The organism is Dysgonomonas sp. 37-18 (assembly GCF_001899125.1).
GTDB lineage: Bacteria > Bacteroidota > Bacteroidia > Bacteroidales > Dysgonomonadaceae > Dysgonomonas.
The window spans coordinates 141,694-159,393 of the sequence record NZ_MKVC01000040.1 but is presented as its reverse complement, the minus strand read 5'-3'; the positions used below and the strand labels follow the sequence as shown (position 1 = coordinate 159,393).

At 37.5% G+C, this 17,700-nt stretch carries 16 protein-coding genes; 11 read left to right on the top strand and 5 right to left on the bottom strand.

All coding sequences use genetic code 11. From position 1 onward, the window contains the following. The first annotated feature begins 219 nt into the window (after positions 1-219). The 9 genes from recJ (at position 220) to BGO84_RS14880 (ending at position 8,686) form a co-directional block, all read left to right on the top strand. Entirely contained in the window at positions 220-1,947 is a 1,728-nt protein-coding gene (gene recJ, locus BGO84_RS14920) for a single-stranded-DNA-specific exonuclease RecJ (protein WP_291030374.1), read from the top strand. Between the two features lie 18 nt (positions 1,948-1,965). Then, a complete protein-coding gene (locus tag BGO84_RS14915; protein WP_291030373.1) occupies positions 1,966-2,763 on the top strand; it encodes an MBL fold metallo-hydrolase in 798 nt (265 codons plus the stop codon). A gap of 89 nt (positions 2,764-2,852) precedes the next feature. Beyond that, positions 2,853-4,757 (top strand): ATP-dependent DNA helicase RecQ, encoded by a 1,905-nt coding sequence (locus BGO84_RS14910; protein ID WP_291030371.1) that lies wholly within the window; start codon positions 2,853-2,855, stop codon positions 4,755-4,757. 76 nt (positions 4,758-4,833) lie between these two features. Then, positions 4,834-5,301 (top strand): DUF4870 domain-containing protein, encoded by a 468-nt coding sequence (locus BGO84_RS14905; protein WP_135103996.1) that lies wholly within the window; start codon positions 4,834-4,836, stop codon positions 5,299-5,301. Between the two features lie 5 nt (positions 5,302-5,306). Then, the gene (gene hisA / locus BGO84_RS14900) at positions 5,307-6,023 is read left to right on the top strand and encodes a 1-(5-phosphoribosyl)-5-[(5-phosphoribosylamino)methylideneamino]imidazole-4-carboxamide isomerase (RefSeq protein WP_291030368.1); all 717 of its coding nucleotides are present in this window, start codon (positions 5,307-5,309) and stop codon (positions 6,021-6,023) included. A 14-nt stretch (positions 6,024-6,037) separates the two neighbouring features. Continuing rightward, positions 6,038-6,790: an imidazole glycerol phosphate synthase subunit HisF gene (gene hisF / locus BGO84_RS14895; protein WP_135103998.1), complete on the top strand. Its 753-nt coding sequence runs from the start codon at positions 6,038-6,040 to the stop codon at positions 6,788-6,790. Continuing rightward, on the top strand, positions 6,787-7,383 hold the full coding sequence (gene hisIE, locus BGO84_RS14890) for a bifunctional phosphoribosyl-AMP cyclohydrolase/phosphoribosyl-ATP diphosphatase HisIE (protein WP_135103999.1): 597 nt from the start codon (positions 6,787-6,789) through the stop codon (positions 7,381-7,383). The genes hisF and hisIE overlap by 4 nt, the downstream gene beginning before the upstream one ends. A gap of 61 nt (positions 7,384-7,444) precedes the next feature. Beyond that, entirely contained in the window at positions 7,445-8,140 is a 696-nt protein-coding gene (locus BGO84_RS14885) for an ATP-binding cassette domain-containing protein (RefSeq protein WP_135104000.1), read from the top strand. 18 nt (positions 8,141-8,158) lie between these two features. Then, positions 8,159-8,686 carry a GNAT family N-acetyltransferase gene (locus BGO84_RS14880; RefSeq protein ID WP_291030366.1) on the top strand — a complete coding sequence of 176 codons (528 nt, stop codon included), beginning with the start codon at positions 8,159-8,161 and terminating at the stop codon, positions 8,684-8,686. Positions 8,687-8,763: 77 nt separating this feature from the next. Here the strand turns inward: BGO84_RS14880 and BGO84_RS14875 are convergent, their stop codons facing one another. After that, positions 8,764-11,100, bottom strand: coding sequence for a glycoside hydrolase family 20 protein (locus tag BGO84_RS14875; protein WP_291030364.1), 2,337 nt, complete (start codon positions 11,098-11,100; stop codon positions 8,764-8,766). Positions 11,101-11,261: 161 nt separating this feature from the next. On the opposite strand from BGO84_RS14875, the gene BGO84_RS14870 reads away from it, so the two are divergent. Further along, positions 11,262-11,498: a YecH family metal-binding protein gene (locus tag BGO84_RS14870; protein WP_291030362.1), complete on the top strand. Its 237-nt coding sequence runs from the start codon at positions 11,262-11,264 to the stop codon at positions 11,496-11,498. Positions 11,499-11,575: 77 nt separating this feature from the next. Here BGO84_RS14870 and BGO84_RS14865 read toward each other — a convergent pair whose 3' ends face one another. Then, a complete protein-coding gene (locus tag BGO84_RS14865) occupies positions 11,576-12,349 on the bottom strand; it encodes a glycosyltransferase (RefSeq protein ID WP_291030361.1) in 774 nt (257 codons plus the stop codon). A gap of 4 nt (positions 12,350-12,353) precedes the next feature. Next, complete coding sequence (locus BGO84_RS14860) at positions 12,354-13,049, bottom strand: PIG-L family deacetylase (RefSeq protein WP_291030360.1); 696 nt, start codon at positions 13,047-13,049, stop codon at positions 12,354-12,356. A 204-nt stretch (positions 13,050-13,253) separates the two neighbouring features. Here BGO84_RS14860 and BGO84_RS14855 point away from each other — a divergent pair, with 204 nt between their 5' ends. Then, positions 13,254-15,602, top strand: a complete 2,349-nt coding sequence (locus BGO84_RS14855) for a UvrD-helicase domain-containing protein (protein ID WP_291030359.1) — start codon at positions 13,254-13,256, stop codon at positions 15,600-15,602. 62 nt (positions 15,603-15,664) lie between these two features. Here the strand turns inward: BGO84_RS14855 and BGO84_RS14850 are convergent, their stop codons facing one another. Both BGO84_RS14850 and BGO84_RS14845 read right to left on the bottom strand, forming a co-directional pair. Next, positions 15,665-16,273: an FKBP-type peptidyl-prolyl cis-trans isomerase gene (locus tag BGO84_RS14850; RefSeq protein WP_291030358.1), complete on the bottom strand. Its 609-nt coding sequence runs from the start codon at positions 16,271-16,273 to the stop codon at positions 15,665-15,667. 106 nt (positions 16,274-16,379) lie between these two features. Continuing rightward, positions 16,380-17,564, bottom strand: coding sequence for a PatB family C-S lyase (locus BGO84_RS14845; protein ID WP_291030357.1), 1,185 nt, complete (start codon positions 17,562-17,564; stop codon positions 16,380-16,382). Positions 17,565-17,700: the final 136 nt, after the last annotated feature.

Below are 17,700 nucleotides of genomic sequence, written 5' to 3'. Positions count from 1 at the left end.
TGTTTTGCGCATAGATTATTCTATCATAATAAAAAATAAAAAGTAAAATCGGCGATACTGATTTCACTTATATATATTATCTTTACGAATTCGTACTAGGCTACTTTTCGATATAAATAGCCGTACTAAGAGATTGGCAAAAGGGCATATTGTTGTCATATTTAACAAAAAAATGCTAGCCGATCTCTCTTGAGACAGAAGAAAGAAAAACTATATATAATGATTTACAAATGGAATTACGAAGCCCTAACAACCCAGCAAAAAGAGCAGAGAGATGAGCTTGCTAAGAAATTAGGCATAAGCCCTGTTCTTTGCCAGCTCTTGATTCAGAGAGGGATATCTTCTGCCGAAGAGGCCCGTAAGTTCTTTCATCCTAGCTTGAGAGACTTGCACGACCCCTTCTTGTTGCCTGATATGGATAAGGCTATAAAGAGAATAGAAAAGGCACTGGGACAAAAACAACGTATACTTATATACGGAGATTACGATGTAGACGGAACAACTGCGGTTGCTCTTGTGTACAAGTTTCTTCGGAAGTTTACCACCAATCTGGATTATTATATTCCCGACCGTTACGATGAAGGTTATGGGATATCCGAACAAGGTATAGACTATGCAGAGGAAACAGGCGTTAAGTTGATCATTGCGCTCGACTGCGGCATAAAGGCAAATGAGAAGATAGACTATGCTAAAAGCAAGGGGATCGATTTCATCATCGGTGATCACCACATGCCCGATGATGTCTTGCCCGATGCGGTAGCGGTAATAGATGCCAAACGCTTAGACTCTACCTATCCTTACGAACATCTTTCGGGATGCGGAGTCGGCTTTAAGCTTGTGCAGGCATTGGCTCAGAGTAATAAAATCGATTTTTCAGAAATTACAGATTTGCTAGATCTGGTAGCTGTAAGTGTGGCATCCGATATTGTACCTATTACAGGAGAAAATAGGGTACTTACCTATTTTGGATTGAAACAGATAAACTCCAATCCCAGTTTAGGATTGAAAGGTATAATTGATATTTGTGGCTTAACATATAAGAGCATTACAGTCAATGATATAATTTTCAAAATCGGACCACGTATCAATGCTTCGGGTCGTATGATGAAAGGAAAAGAGGCTGTAGATTTACTTTTGTCAAGCACGATCGAAGATGCTCGTGAGAAAAGTATGAATATAGACCATTATAATGATGATCGCCGCGAGCTCGATAAACGAATTACAGAAGAAGCAATACAGTTTATCGATGAAAATGTAGATATGAAAGAGAAGAAAAGTATCGTTATCTACAATGAAACATGGCACAAGGGTGTTATCGGGATTGTCGCTTCACGTTTGACTGAAAAATATTTACGGCCGGCAGTCGTTCTTACCCAGTCTCAGGGGTTAATTACCGGTTCTGCCCGTTCTGTAATGGGTTTTGACGTTTACAAGGCGATTGAAGCCTGCAAAGATATCTTAGAAAACTTTGGAGGACATACCTATGCTGCCGGATTATCATTGAAAGAAGAAAATTTAAAGGAATTCAAAAGCCGTTTCGAAGCCCTTTCTCTCGAAATGATTGCTCCCGAGATGATGCGTCCTCAGATACGTGTCGATGCTGAACTCTCGTTTAAGGAAATAAATCAGAAGTTTACTGAAGATTTAGCTGCTTTTGCTCCCTTTGGTCCTGAAAACCTGAATCCTATATTTGTTACGTGCAATGTTATGGATTACGGTACAAGCAAATTGGTGGGAAAAGATAATGTTCATCTCAAGCTTGAAATGATAGACGATACAATGTCGACACCTGTTAATGGAATTGCTTTCAGGCAACAGGATAGTTCAGATAAGGTTAAAAGTGGTAAGCCTTTCGATATATGTTATACATTGGAAGAAAATACGCATAATGGCAAGACTAATATTCAGCTTTATGTGAAAGATATTGATACCGGACAATTTTGCTAACTTCAAAATTATAAGCTTATGAGGAAATCATTATTATCAATATTCGTATTAACTACAGTTTTATTCGTTTCTTGTGGTAATAAATCTACAGCAAATTCATCTGTAGCGCCAACCGATTCATTAAGTATGAATACTCAACCTCAATATATTAAAGCGGATGTGTATGAAACCACTGCTGGGCCTTTGAAAGTCACTCTGGTTGGTCATGCCTCACTTATGTTCGAGTTTGGAGGGAAAATAATACATGTAGATCCGTACTCAAAAGTCGCAGACTATTCGAAGTTGCCTAAGGCCGATCTGATACTGCTCACTCACGAGCACGGAGATCATCTCGATAGTGCTGCTATTGCTGCCGTGAAAAAAGCAAATACACATTTTATTGTATCTAAAGTATGTAATGAAATCCTTAAATACGGTGATGTAATCAACAATGGTGATCATGTTCACTGGGCTAATCTGCATATAGATGCTGTGCCTGCATATAACATCGTCAATAAAAAGCCGGATGGAGAAGCCTATCATCCAAAAGGTAGAGGAAACGGATACATTATAGCATTTGGAGATAAAAGAGTATATGTAGCTGGGGATACCGAAAATATTCCTGAAATGGATAAGTTGAAAGGTACAATAGATATCGCTTTCTTACCCAAAAATCTTCCTTATACAATGAATGACGACATGTTTATTGACGCTGCTAAAAAAGTACAGCCGAAAGTTCTTTACCCTTATCACATGTCAGAATTTGATCAGGAAAAAATAGGAAAATCCTTGGATGGTACTAATATAAAATTAGAGATTCGTCCAATGAAAAACTAATATAGGAATAAACTGAATTTAATGTGCCAATATGCCAATATTATAATCAAATTGGGATGTTGGCATATTTATTAATAGGTTTTTTTAGAATGGATATATATCACAAAATATTAAAGCAATATTGGGGTTACGATGAGTTTCGTCCATTACAGGAAGATATTATCCATTCCGTTAGCCAAGGGAAAGATACATTGGGGCTTATGCCCACAGGAGGAGGAAAATCTCTAACTTTTCAGGTGCCGGCAATGGCTATGGAGGGTATTTGTATCGTTGTTACCCCTCTTATTGCATTGATGAAAGACCAGGTGGATAATCTTCGTGAAAGAGGAATTAAAGCCTTGGCTGTATATTCGGGAATGACTCGCCAAGAGATTATAACTACACTGGAGAATGCAGTATTTGGTGATTATAAGTTTCTATATGTATCCCCTGAAAGACTTGCTACACAACTTTTCCTGAGTAAGCTTCAACATATGAATGTCTGCTTGCTTGTAGTCGATGAATCGCATTGTATCTCTCAATGGGGGTATGATTTTCGTCCGTCTTATCTCCGGATAGTAGAAATACGTCAGCATATACCAGAAGTGCCGGTATTGGCTCTTACAGCGACTGCAACAGCTGATGTGATCGAAGATATTCAAGAGCAGCTTCACTTTAAGGAAAAAAATGTATTCCGAAAATGTTTCGAGCGCAAGAATTTGGCATATATCGTTCGTGGCACAGAGGGAAAACAAGAAGAGTTAGTTCGGATTCTCGAAAAAATAAGAGGGTCTACCATTGTATATGTGCGTAGCAGGCTGCGGACGAAAGATGTCTCTGATTTCTTAATTAAAAATGGTTTTTCATCCGATTTCTATCATGCAGGATTGAATGCTTCGGATAAAATACGCAAGCAAAATGCATGGAAGAATAATGAGATCAGAATAATAGTTTGTACAAATGCCTTTGGAATGGGAATCGATAAGCCTGATGTCCGCTTGGTAGTACATACCGATCTACCTAATTCTATCGAAGAATATTTTCAGGAAGCGGGACGTGGAGGGCGTGATGGAGAAAAGTCTTATGCAGTTATACTGTACGATAGAAATGACACTGCTAAACTCAAAAAGCGCATAAGAGATGAATTTCCTGAAAGAGAGTTTATCTTTCATGTATATCAATCTTTGGCTTATTTTTTTCAAATAGCTGAAGGCTATGGAACAGGTATGATCTATGATTTTAATATTCATCAGTTCTGTTCGGTGTATAAGTTACCGATATTACCTGTACATAATGCTTTGAAAATTCTTGATCTTGCCGGTTATATTGAATATACGGATGAAGTAGATAATCGCTCTAGGCTCATGTTTACTGTTTACCGAGACGATTTATACCATTATAATTTTGATAAGGAGTATGAGCAATTGGTAAACACAATATTGCGACTTTATACCGGACTTTTTACTAATTATGCAGCTATAAATGAGGCTGAGATAGCTTTAAGGATGGATAAGTCGCGGAATGCAGTTTATGAGATGCTCAAGGTGCTAGATAAAAGAAATATTATTGATTTTATACCTCATAAAAAAACTCCACTGATTGCTTATACCCAACCTCGTATAGATGTTAAGTACCTTAATATCCCCCGAATAGTGAACGAAGATCGTAGATTTCGCTTCGAGAAACGCATAGAGGCGATTAGTCATTATGCAGAACAAAATGAAATCTGTCGAAGCCGTATCTTACTTTCTTATTTTGGAGAAAAGAAAATAAATGATTGCGGACAGTGTGATATATGCTTGGCAAAGAATGGTTCGGGGCTGAATAATAAGACGTTTAATGAAATATCTCAGGCTGTAAAGGAGTTGATAAAAAGTGATTTATTGTCTGTGGATCATATTGTCGGTTCTTTGCCGGAATATAATCAAAAAGACATCTTGGATACCATCCGCTTTTTAGTTGATCGTGGCGAATTGGGAATGATATCGGGTAAAGTACGTGTAATAAACGCCTAACACTTATATTATAACTTACAACTTTATATTATCTTTACAGGATTATCGTTTTACTTTAAAAAAACGTCATTTTGTTATGGATAAATATGAGGATTTGAGAATATTGGAAGATCTAAGATCGAAAGGAGCCATATCAGAAGAAGAATATCAAAGGGAAAAGGATAAAATCCTGAATTCCTCTTTTAGTGGCCAAACGAAAAATTCACTCGGTATGGAAGAAAACACATACTTGATGTTGATGCACCTTTCTCAGTTTGCCGGATTCATTATTGCCGGATTGGGTTTTGTTATACCAATTGTGATGTGGTTGGTTAATGCAGATAAGAGTGAGGCTGTAAGCAGGCATGGCAAGAATATCGCCAACTTTATGTTGAGTATGCTTATCTATATAGTTATATCAATCATACTTTGTCTCGTCCTTATTGGTATACCTATGCTTATCGCTTTAGGAATAATTGAGATTGTGTTCATTATTATTGCTGCCTTAAAAGCCAATAATGGAGAGTATTGGAAATATCCTCTAAGCATACCGTTTTTTACCTGATATAAATGATAGAAATAATTCCGGCTATAGATCTCATTGATGGGAAGTGTGTACGACTTTCGCAAGGAGATTATGAAGCCAAAAAAGTATATAATGAAGATCCCTTAGAGGTTGCCAAAATGTTTGAAGGTGCCGGTATTCGGCGCTTGCATTTGGTAGACCTTGATGGAGCTAAGGCAAAGCATATAGTCAATCAATCAGTATTGGAGAAAATCGCATCCAACACATCTCTTATCATTGATTTTGGAGGAGGTGTGCAAAGTGATGAGGATATTGAAATCGCTTTTAATTCGGGCGCATCGATGGTTACCGGAGGCAGCATTGCTATCCGAAATAAGGAGCTTTTTACTTCTTGGATAACCAAATATGGAGCAGACAAGATTATCCTTGGTGCCGATTGTAAGGATCATAAGATTGCCGTATCGGGTTGGCAGGAAGCAACTTCAGTTGAGGTAATTCCTTTTATCGGCGATTATAACCAAAAAGGTATATCGAAAGTTGTTTGTACCGATATAAGCAAAGATGGTATGTTACAGGGGCCATCAATTGATTTGTATAAGGATATATTAAATGTTTTTCCGAATTTGTATCTCATAGCCAGTGGTGGTGTCAGTTGTTTTCAGGACATACTTGATTTAGAAAAATCGGGAGTGCCTGCCGTTATTTTAGGAAAGGCTATTTATGAGAATAGAGTGACACTAAAAGAACTGAGTAGGAGATAAAATAAAAAGAATAAATGTTAGCAAAAAGAATTATACCTTGTCTTGATGTAAAAGATGGGAAAACCGTAAAAGGGACGAACTTTGTAAATCTCAGAGAAGCTGGAGATCCGGTCGAATTGGGAGTACGTTATAGTGAGCAAGGAGCCGATGAATTGGTCTTTCTCGATATTACAGCGTCGCACGAAGAACGTAAAACTTTTATAGATCTTGTTAAGCGTATTGCTGCAAATATTAATATCCCTTTTACTATAGGTGGTGGTATCAATGAGCTTTCTGATGTAGACAGACTTTTGAATGCGGGAGCTGATAAGATATCGGTAAATTCTACGGCTATCAGAAATCCGAAGATAATAGAAGAGATAGCCAAGAATTTTGGTTCTCAGGTATGTGTGTGTGCGATAGATGCCAGTCTCAAAGATGGACTGTGGTCTTGCTATACGAGTGGTGGGCGCAACAAGACTGATAAAGAACTCTTCTCGTGGGCAAAAGAAGTTGAAAATTTAGGAGCAGGAGAGATTCTATTTACTAGTATGGATCACGATGGAGTGAAGACAGGCTATGCGAATGAAGCGTTACGCATGTTATCCGAAACATTAAATATCCCCATCATAGCATCCGGAGGCGCAGGAAACATGCAACATTTTCGGGATGTCTTTGTGGAAGGTAAAGCCGATGCAGCACTTGCTGCAAGTGTTTTTCACTTTGGGGAGATTGCGATAAAAGATTTGAAAGAGTATTTGAAAAAAGAAAATATAAATGTAAGATGAAACTTGATTTCGATAAAGTAGGCGGACTTATCCCTGCAATTATACAAGATAATGTAACAAACAAAGTTCTAATGCTGGGTTACATGAACGAAGAGGCTCTGAATAAAACTCAGGAGACAGGAAAGGTTACATTCTTCAGCCGTACGAAACAACGTTTGTGGACAAAAGGAGAGGAGAGTGGAAACTTTCTTCATGTGATTAGTATAAAAGACGATTGTGATCATGATACGCTACTCATTAAGGTGAATCCTGTTGGCCCTGTGTGTCATACAGGTGCTGATACCTGCTTTGAGGAGGATAATAAAGAAGATATTCTTTTCTTTAAATATCTGCAGCATTTTATAGAGAAACGTTACAAAGAAATGCCCGAAGGCTCATATACAACATCTCTTTTTCAGTCAGGAATAAACCGTATGGCTCAGAAAGTCGGAGAGGAGGCATTAGAATCTGTAATAGAAGCATGTAATGGTACTGATGATCGCCTGATTTATGAATCTGCCGATATGCTTTATCATTTGATTGTTTTGCTAACATCAAAAGGTTTGAGTATTGAAGATTTAGCTAGAGAGCTTCAGAAGAGGCATAAGAAATAAAAGACGTAGACTGTGAGCAAATAGTATCTGCTAATTGTTTAACTGTTGAAATAGAGTAATTATGGATACAGAAAAAGAAGTAATTGTAAAATACGAAGGAGTTGATCTCGAACGAGATGGCAACACAATATTAAGTGATATTAATCTGACTATCAGAGAAGGAGATTTTGTTTATCTGATTGGCAAAGTTGGTTCAGGGAAAAGTACTCTTCTCAAAAGTATGTATCATGAGATACCTTTAGTTAGAGGAACAGGAAAAGTCTTGGACTATGAGTTGGAAAATATCAAAAAGAAACAAATTCCTTATCTGAGAAGAAAGGTCGGTATTGTTTTTCAGGATTTTCAATTATTGATCGACCGCTCGGCAGAAAAGAATCTTGAATTTGTATTACGGGCTACCGGATGGAAAAACAAAGATTTAATAAGTCTACGGATTAATGAAGTACTGACTCAGGTTGGTATGCAAAATAAAGGCTATAAAATGCCTCATGAACTTTCGGGTGGAGAACAGCAACGAATTGTTATTGCTCGTGCTCTACTCAACTCACCGGAGGTTATATTGGCTGACGAGCCAACCGGAAACTTAGATCCTGAGATGGGGGGGCAGATTGTTCAATTACTTCATACCATAGCAGGAAATGGTACGGCTGTAGTCATGTCGACGCATAATTATGCCGTTGTACAAAAATATCCTGGGCGCATCGTAAAATGCGAAGACGGTTACTTGAAAGAAGTAAAAACCAGCCAAGGGAATTAATAAAAATAACACAAGAAAATGGAGATTAAGGAATTAGATATATCAAATCATGCAGAGGTTTCGTTTATAGAAAATCTTTATATCGAATCTTTTCCTCTTAGCGAACGACGTCCTTTCGAGAAAATGCTGGATTTGCATAAAGGCAAGAGCCCATTTGTTATATCTGTAACGATAGAAGATGGCAAATTAGTTGGTTTTCTCACATATTGGGACTTAGATAAATTTATTTTTGCAGAACACTTTGCTATTTCAACCGACTTTCGTAATGGAGGTTACGGACGTAAAGTGATGGAGTTGTTTATGCAAGCCCCTAGGCCTATAATTCTTGAAGTAGAACTTCCTACGACTATATTATCCGAGCGTCGTGTTGGTTTCTATCAGCGTTTAGGATTCAGATTGTGGGAGAATGTACAATATCAGCAACCGGCTTATCATAATGATGGGAATGCCATTCCGATGAAACTAATGTCTTACGGAGACATTGATATTGAGCGTAACTTGGTAGATATTCGCAGTAAAATATATAGTGTTGTGTATAACTGTTGAAATAAGTATAATTCTATATAAAAAGCAAAGGAGCTGTCTAATCAGACAGCTCCTTTGCTTTTTATCATTACATTTTCTTATTCAATGATTATCTCGTCTACAAATACAAATGAGGGACTTCCTTTCCCTACATGCCATTCAGGGATTGACTTGGTAACTTTTGCTGTTATTTTTACATAACGAGCTTTCTGTGTTGGAAATTTCGCTACTAAATCTTGCACTCTGTCACTTGGGCTATCTTTATCCACTATTGGATATTTTTCTTCGAATACTTGTTTGAAAGATTCTCCATCTTCAGAAAGAGATACAATATATCCTGTTGCTCCAAAAATCCACGATCCCGGACTAACAAAAGTCCCGGTAATAACCTCTGACATTTCTGTCGGTTCTTTCATGTCAATAGTTGCAACGAAGTCTGTATTATAAAAGCCGAGCCATTCACCATTCGCGTGAGAGGTGCCGCCTCTTTTTCCATTTACCAACGTGATTGCTCCGTTGTAAGTATAATTTTTGTGAGGGGCATTCTCCAGTTTGATGTTTTTGAATGTGGCCTTATTGAACTCAAAAGATTCGGTATATTCTTTACTTTGTTCCTTTTCTCGGAATGCTATAGCCTTTATAGTTGCTGTTGAACTAATCTCGATAGGGTGTTCATATTTTATACTCTTAGTCGAAGGCGTACTACCATCTAGAGTATAGTATATAGGTGCGTTATCATAGGTGAAAAGTTTTACATTTACTACTCCTTTGTCTGCATCTTGAATAATTTCGGAACTAATGTCTACTACATGCGTTGCAAAGTTGTAATCCAGCTTTTTATATAGGTCCATCAATTTGCCAAGGCGAGGTAGGAAAAATTCATAGTTTTTCTTTTCCGGCATTGTCCATTGCACTTCGCTTAATGCCGCAGCTCTAGGCAATACCATATATTCTGCCTGTTTAGAGTCTACTACATACTCTGTCCATAAGTTAGCCTGAGTACCTATTATATATTTGCTTTCTTCCGCAGTAAGTTCACTAGGAACAGGTTCGAAGCTATATACTTTCTTTACAGAAACAAACCCTCCGAAAGCAAGAGGTTCTCCCGTTGTGTCATCTGTCTGATAATAATCGAAATATAAATGCGATGTAGGAGTCATCACTGCTTCGTGTTTCATTTTTGCAGCAGATGCACCGCCTTCCATACCTCTCCACGACATGACTTTAGCATTAGGAGCTAATCCTCCTTCAAGTATTTCGTCCCAACCAATGATTTCACGTCCTTTACTATTCAAGAATTTCTCCATACGAGATATTACATAGCTTTGTAGCATGTCTTCTTTCGTATGTTTTGCATCTCCTTTAAGTCCTAATTCTTTAATTTTAGCCTGACATTTATGACATTCCTTCCATCTCACTTTAGGACATTCATCACCACCTACATGTATAAGTTTAGATGGGAATAGATCTATAAGCTCAGAATATACATTCTCCAGGAAAGTGTATATCTCTTCATTACCGGCACATAGCACATCGTCAAATACACCCCAAGATTCACCCACCTTATATGGGCCTCCTGTACAACCAAGATTAGGATAGGCTGATAATGCTGCCAACATATGGCCCGGAAGGTCTATTTCCGGAACAATGGTTATAAAACGTTTTTGAGCATACGCTACTATCTCTTTTATTTGCTCCTGTGTATAATAACCACCATAAGGTTTTCCATCATACTTAGCAGAGTTTCTTCCGATAACAGTCTGAGCACGTTGAGACCCTACCTTGGTGAGTTCGGGATATTTTTTTATTTCTATTCTCCATCCCTGATCATCAGTAAGGTGCCAGTGAAAACGGTTCATGTTGTGTAGAGCTAAGATATCTATATATTTTTTTATAAACTCTACAGGAAACATATGGCGACCTACGTCAAGCATCATTCCTCGGTATTGGAAACGTGGGTAATCCTTTATTTCTACAGCCGGAAAGATAATTGTACTGTTTGATGCATCTTCGGGGATCGATTTTCTTAATGTTTGTACTCCGTAAAATGTTCCGGCATTGTCTTCCCCATTAATGATTATCTGTTTGCTGTTTACAATAAGACTGTATGATTCAGGCTTCTCTCCCTGATAATCAGCTTTCAGTATAATCGAGTTTTTAGATACTTTTTTATCTGTTACTTTTAGGCTCAAACCTGTACTCAATTTGAGGTACTCGGACAGAAATTCGGCTGTTTGCTTTTGTATCTCATCGCCTTTCGAATAACTAATCTGAGTATTACTATTTAACGTGAAACTTTCATTTCCCGCCAAAGTTATACTTTGAGGTAATGGTATAACCTCGTAATTAGCCTTTAGTGGAATTTTGTTCTCGCATCCGGCTAATGTAGCGGTTACAAGTAAAAAATAACAAATGGTTTTAAGGGTTTTTCTCATGAACTTTTTTGATTTTAGATTTGAACACATAAAGATACAACAAAATAGAAAACTAAATAAAAATATTTTTAAGTAAAGAGGAATATTTGTGTAACATATGTTACGTTTGCTCTGGGTGTTTACTCCTTATCTTTGTATGGAAAACTAAGAATAAGATAATTATGGAACAATTGCATGCTCATGAAGTACTTCATATGATGGAAGGAAATAATTACACGGAGTCTTCTTTAAAGGAGGCCATTATTGAACAATTTGGTAAAGATCAAAAGTTTTATGCTTGTTCAGCAGAAGATATGGATATTGATGAATTAATAGTGTTTTTAAAGAATAAAGGGAAATTTATGCCTTCAAATGATAATGGATTTACTGTAGATGTAAGTAAAGTTTGTACTCATTAGTTATAAAATAGAAGAGTAGAACATATTCGAAAGAAAAACAACGGTAAAAAAACAGCGTTTTTTTACCGTTGTTTTTGTCACTTTATATTCCGATTGATGAGGCGAGTTCTTACTTCGGGATATGCATCTATAATATTCTTCATATTCTTGTCATTGAGTTTTTTCCCTTGCGTGTTGTCATACATCAAAGCCTCAGTCTGAGACTCTTCTATGACTCTTATTTTCTCAGAGCTTCCTGCCGGAGCTGTTTTTGTACCATTAAGAATTGCCATTGCACAAAACCATAGGTCATCAGTTGTTGGACAAAGATTCATAAATATATCATCGCGGAAAACGTCCGAATGTAAAGAATGCGGCGGAAATAAAGTACCACCACCTGTTGTCGCTAGATTTCTAAATTTTGGTTTGCCTCCGTACAAAAATAGTCGCCATCTTTTACATCGCTTCCATGTTTCATATTTTCCAATATCCCCATTTTTAGTGGTTATTAACCTAATGCGGCATCCGCAAATAGCATGTGGGTATTTCTGGTGTTTCTTTATCAATCTTTCAATTATATTGGGCGGATACAAAATATCATCATCGAATGTAACAATATTATCATCCGGAAACTCTTTTAATGCCGGAATCAATTTTTTAAATGATTTTATATCGCGTGCCCACCAACGGACTTCAAATTTTCCATTTTTTGCCAAATCAGTTAATGTTTGTGGCAATTGTCGATCGGGAAACTGTTCATCGGCCAGATACAGAATAACTTTATCCAGCGGTACCGATTGATTTAAAATAGTTACAATTACACGGTGAACAGTTGTTATCCTAGCCGGATACGAAGTTAATGATCCTATCATTCTTTTATTTTCCATCTAGAAAAGTAATATCGTTAAACCGTTCATAAGGCTTGCCTGCATGTATACGTTCTTTCATATAATAGTGGGCCATTCTCTCTTTCCAATTTCTGCGAAATAGTTTTCGTAGGGTTTTCTTGTACATCAACATTGCATCTAATTTTTCAGAAATTTCATTCTTTGTTAAATACACGTATGCATAATCGGCTGTCAATGGCGATTCTGTCTGTTCAATATCATAATAGAATTCTTCGTAGAAATAAACACGTCTATCCAGATCTTGAACTGCGATATTCACGATACGGTGATCTATATGATTACCGAGTCCTGCCGGAGCAATCAATATATCATCAGGCTTTGTATTTATCAGAATATAATCTCGGATTTTTTCAATCAAATCATACTCTGTAACTTCTACAGTGAACAACTTTTTCTTCGCCTGCTTCATCTGTTTTCTCATCCCTTTTCTATATACAACATCCAGAAACGGGGCATTTTTTACACTGCATTTTAATGCCTTGGCTGCTCTTTTGTTTTCAGATTGTCTGTGTAATACATAATATGCATATTTGGGATGATACCATGGTATCGCTGTCATAATAGTCATTACGCAACATTCTTCCCCAGATTCAACGAGTCTGTTTATAACACCTCCGGCCGACCCTATGGCATCGTCAAAATGTGGAGATATAAATACATACATCTATCTATTTCGATTTATGATTAATACTCTTGGATATTTATTTTACTGTAACAAAAACAAAGTTAGTAGATATATTCTTTCTACCTTATAATATTTATATAGATTAATTTGAAGAGTATGAAAAATACATGTACTTCTGTAGGTGATAAGCTTATTATTGTTCGCTGAAAAAGCATTACCTTTGTTATCCTATCTCAACTTTTTATGAATAACTTACTCGATCAATTAAATAAGCAACAACGCGAAGCTGTAGAATATAATAGCGGACCTTCTCTAATTATTGCCGGAGCAGGGTCGGGCAAGACTCGTGTATTGACATACAAAATAGCCTATCTGATGCAGCAAGGCTATCATCCTCAAAGTATATTGGCACTAACATTTACCAATAAGGCTGCACGTGAAATGAAAGAACGTATCGCGCAACTTATTGGCTGGAAATATGCCCGTTACTTATGGATGGGTACGTTTCACTCTGTTTTTTCACGAATTTTACGCACCGAAGCAGAAAGAATAGGATTTACAGCCAACTTCACTATTTTCGATTCTGCTGATTCCCGTAATCTTATAAAAAACATAATAAAACAGTTTCAGCTTGATGATAAAGTCTACAAGCCGGCACGTGTGCAATCGATCATATCGAATGCAAAAAATGCTCTGATATCTCCACAAATGTATGCTCAGAACAAAGAGCTTATAGAGTACGATCAGCGAGCAAAGATGCCCATGATAAAAGATCTATACAGAGAATATAACAATCGGTTGAGGGCATCGAATACAATGGACTTTGATGACCTTCTGTTTTATACCAACCGCTTGTTTCGAGATCACCCGGATGTGTTAGCTGCCTATCAGGAGCGTTATCAGTTTATACTTGTAGATGAGTATCAGGATACGAATTTTGCACAGTATCTTGTTGTGAAACAGCTTGCTGATGCACATCATCGAGTGTGTGTGGTAGGAGATGATGCCCAGAGTATATATTCGTTTCGTGGAGCCAATATTGAAAATATATTAAAGTTTAAGGAGGTATACCCGGAAGCTAAGATGTTTAAACTGGAGCAAAACTATCGTTCTACCCAGAATATTGTAAATGCAGCAAATAGTCTCATAAAACAAAATAAAGATCAAATAAAAAAGACAATATATTCCGAAAATGAAGAAGGAGATCGCCTCGAAGTGGCGAGTGCTTTCTCCGATTTTGAGGAAGGGGTGATTGTGTCTAATAAGATATGGGATCTGCGCCGTGATAAGAATGCTCCATACAGTGACTTTGTAATTCTATATCGTACAAATGCTCAGTCTCGTATTTTTGAAGAAGCATTGAGAAAGAAGAATATACCTTATCGTATTTATGGTGGACTATCTTTCTATCAGCGTAAAGAAATAAAAGATGTAATAGGATATTTTCGCATGGTGGTAAATCCGTACGATGAGGAAGCTTTTCGCCGTACCGTTAATTTCCCTACCCGGGGTATAGGCAATACAACCTTAAATAAAATTGCTGATGCAGCACGCCTGCATAATGTAAGCTTATGGGAGGTAATCAGCAATCCGTTGGGTTTCAATCTGGATGTTAATGCCGGTACTGCAAAGAAATTGGCCGGATTCAAAGAACTGATAGAAAGCTTTATCGCTCAATTGCAAGAACTCTCTGCTTACGAACTGGCTACCCGTATTGTGAAGGAAAGTGGTATTGCTTCTGATGCATACCAAGATCAGACTCCTGAAGGTATGAGCCGTCAGGAGAACTTACAGGAATTGCTCGGAGGTATTCATGAGTTCTGTGAGAGCCGTCAGGAAGAAGGGCTCGGCGGAATTGGATTGATGGACTTTCTGTCCGAAGTATCTCTTCTTAGTGATCAAGATACCGACAAGGAGGCAGATAAAGAGAAGGTGACCATGATGACAATCCATGCAGCTAAAGGATTGGAATTTAATAATGTCTTTGTCGTAGGGCTCGAAGAAGATCTTTTTCCTTCGGCTATGGCAAAGGATGAGTTCAGAGGACTTGAAGAAGAACGGCGTTTGTTCTATGTGGCAATAACACGGGCGAAGGAGTTTTGTATGATAACTTATGCGAAAAGCCGATTTCGTAATGGTCAGATTAATGCATGTAATCCAAGTCGTTTCTTAAGGGATATCGATACGGATTATCTGAATGTAAATGCCGGAGTACTCGGATCGGGAGGCTTTGGTGTTCTCAATCGTCCAGAGACATATACCAAAGAGCTGTTTGACTACTCATCTAATACTCGGACTACTCATGCGGAACGTTCTTTACAAAGAGAATCAACTCTTCTACCCCAACCGAAAAATGAAAGCTTCGGTCAACCTAAATTTGTAAATGCTAGAACAGCTACACCTAAAACATCGGCGGGTAGTAATGCAGGCGAGGTAGGTGTAGGGGCTATTATCAAACACGAACGTTTTGGCATCGGAAAAGTCACCGCAGTAACAGGTGATGTAGATAGTCGTAAGGCAACCGTAGAATTTGAAAATTCCGGAGTAAAGCAATTATTATTAAAGTTTGCCCGGATTGAAATAATCGGATAAAAGAAAAAGACAGATGTTTTTTAGCATCTGTCTTTTATATATTATATAATGTCAATCAAATTTTAGTGACATCCACATCCTGAACCGCATCCGCCAGTTGTTTCTTTTTCGCTGCCGCATCCGCAAGAGTCTTCTTCTCCGTCGCCACAACCACATCCTGAACCGCATCCGCATCCACCACCTTGAGGTGCAAACAATGCTGCAATTTCTTCAGGTGTAGATTCTCTTACAGTTAGTACTTTTCCTGAGAAATTTAATGTTTCTCCAGCTAATGGGTGATTGAAGTCCATTTTTATAACATCTTCTTTTACTTCCACAACAGAACCATTCAAACGATTTCCGTTTGTATCCATCATTGGAACTGTATTTCCTTCAAAGATTACTTCTTCATTCAATACACCATCTTGTTCGAATATATTTCGTGGGAGATCAACCACATGATCATCATCGTATTCGCCGTATGCTTCTTCCGGTGTGAGTGTAAAATCGAAAGAATCTCCTTCAGCTAATCCATCGATGTTCTTCTCAAAAGCCTGAAGCATAGAGTCTGTACCAAAGATAAATTCAAGAGGAGTCTCAGCTGTAGCCTTTTCCATTAGTTCACGTTCCTCACCTTCACCAACTGTCAGGTCATAAGATAGAGCAACAAACTTATTAGTTGAAATTTTCATTTTATTTATTAATTGTTTATATGGATTAATAACCAAGTCCTAAGACCTATTTTTACTTTATTTTTGTATGACAATAATCGTGCCCAAAATTGTAATAGAAACAATTCTAGTCATGTATTTGTTTTGCGTATACTGCCTTTTTAAGATTATCCAACGCTTTTTGTATGTTGACCAAAGGCGTACCCACATTTAAGCGCATGTATCCTTCTCCCCCTTGTCCAAACATCTCGCCATCGTTCAGTGCCAATTTGGCATCGTCTACAAATAGAGAAACTAATGCCTTTTGAGAAAGATTCAATTCTCTACAGTCTAGCCATACAAGAAATGATGCTTCAGGAGTCATTGCTTTTATTTGAGGAATATTCGCTTTTAGATATTCGTCCACAAACTTGATATTATTCCATATATAATCTTTAGCTTGTGCCAACCATTCGTCGCAGTGCTCGTATGCGGTTTGTGCTGCCAAATAAGCAAATATATGACCTTCGTCAAGCTCGCTGCTTTCTAAATATTTGTTGAATTTTTTTCTGAGTTCGTCATTCGGAATAATTGAATATGAGCTTACAATACCCGCTATATTAAATGTTTTGCTAGGAGCCATGAATGTAATGCTGTTTTGCGCAGCTTTCTCTGACACACTGGCAAATGGAATATGCTTGTGTGGAGCAAAGGCCAAATCTGAATGAATCTCATCTGATATAACCAATATTTTGTGCTCGTAACATATTTCAGCTATATCAATTAATTCCTGACGTGTCCAGACTCTTCCACCCGGATTGTGAGGATTGCAAAGTATCAGTACTTTACTAGCCGGATTGATTATATTCTTCAATCCTTCCAAATCCATTTTGTATTGTCCGGCTTCCAATGTTAGAGGATTGTCTACAACAATACGATGGTGCAAAGTCGGGATTATACGAAAAGGGTGATATACGGGCGGTTGTATTATTATTTGATGATCTTTGGACGTAAAGCAATCTAAAACGAAGGCTATTCCTTTTACTATTCCGGGAATAAATGTAATCCATTCTTGTTGGATTTGCCAGTTATGGTGGCGATTAACCCAATTTATAATAGAATTATAATATTCTTGAGATGCACAAGTATAACCAAAAATGCCGTGATGAGCTCGTTCGATGATGGCTTCCGTTATTGCCGGTGGGGACTTGAAGTCCATATCTGCAACCCATAAAGGAATGAGTTCGGCATTACCATAACGTGCCGCAAGAGCATCTGTTTTTAAGGCATTGGTCCCCTTGCGATTGATAATTTCATCGAAATTATATTTCATTTTGAGTTAAATTAAAAATAACGAGTACAAAAGTATGAAAAATAAGGGCAATATATTCCTTTTATGTATTAAAAAGCCGTAATCAGAAGGACTACGGCTTTTATGAACTAAATTAACTTAAACTTATATCCGTTAT

Coding starts and splice junctions, on each gene's coding strand:
- BGO84_RS14845 (WP_291030357.1), bottom strand. CDS start 17,564: ATGAAATATAATTTCGATGAAATTATCAATCGCAAGGGGACCAATGCC.
- BGO84_RS14880 (WP_291030366.1), top strand. CDS start 8,159: ATGGAGATTAAGGAATTAGATATATCAAATCATGCAGAGGTTTCGTTT.
- hisF (WP_135103998.1), top strand. CDS start 6,038: ATGTTAGCAAAAAGAATTATACCTTGTCTTGATGTAAAAGATGGGAAA.
- BGO84_RS14865 (WP_291030361.1), bottom strand. CDS start 12,349: ATGATAGGATCATTAACTTCGTATCCGGCTAGGATAACAACTGTTCAC.
- BGO84_RS14915 (WP_291030373.1), top strand. CDS start 1,966: ATGAGGAAATCATTATTATCAATATTCGTATTAACTACAGTTTTATTC.
- hisIE (WP_135103999.1), top strand. CDS start 6,787: ATGAAACTTGATTTCGATAAAGTAGGCGGACTTATCCCTGCAATTATA.
- BGO84_RS14875 (WP_291030364.1), bottom strand. CDS start 11,100: ATGAGAAAAACCCTTAAAACCATTTGTTATTTTTTACTTGTAACCGCT.
- BGO84_RS14855 (WP_291030359.1), top strand. CDS start 13,254: ATGAATAACTTACTCGATCAATTAAATAAGCAACAACGCGAAGCTGTA.
- BGO84_RS14860 (WP_291030360.1), bottom strand. CDS start 13,049: ATGTATGTATTTATATCTCCACATTTTGACGATGCCATAGGGTCGGCC.
- BGO84_RS14850 (WP_291030358.1), bottom strand. CDS start 16,273: ATGAAAATTTCAACTAATAAGTTTGTTGCTCTATCTTATGACCTGACA.
- BGO84_RS14885 (WP_135104000.1), top strand. CDS start 7,445: ATGGATACAGAAAAAGAAGTAATTGTAAAATACGAAGGAGTTGATCTC.
- recJ (WP_291030374.1), top strand. CDS start 220: ATGATTTACAAATGGAATTACGAAGCCCTAACAACCCAGCAAAAAGAG.
- BGO84_RS14870 (WP_291030362.1), top strand. CDS start 11,262: ATGGAACAATTGCATGCTCATGAAGTACTTCATATGATGGAAGGAAAT.
- hisA (WP_291030368.1), top strand. CDS start 5,307: ATGATAGAAATAATTCCGGCTATAGATCTCATTGATGGGAAGTGTGTA.
- BGO84_RS14905 (WP_135103996.1), top strand. CDS start 4,834: ATGGATAAATATGAGGATTTGAGAATATTGGAAGATCTAAGATCGAAA.
- BGO84_RS14910 (WP_291030371.1), top strand. CDS start 2,853: ATGGATATATATCACAAAATATTAAAGCAATATTGGGGTTACGATGAG.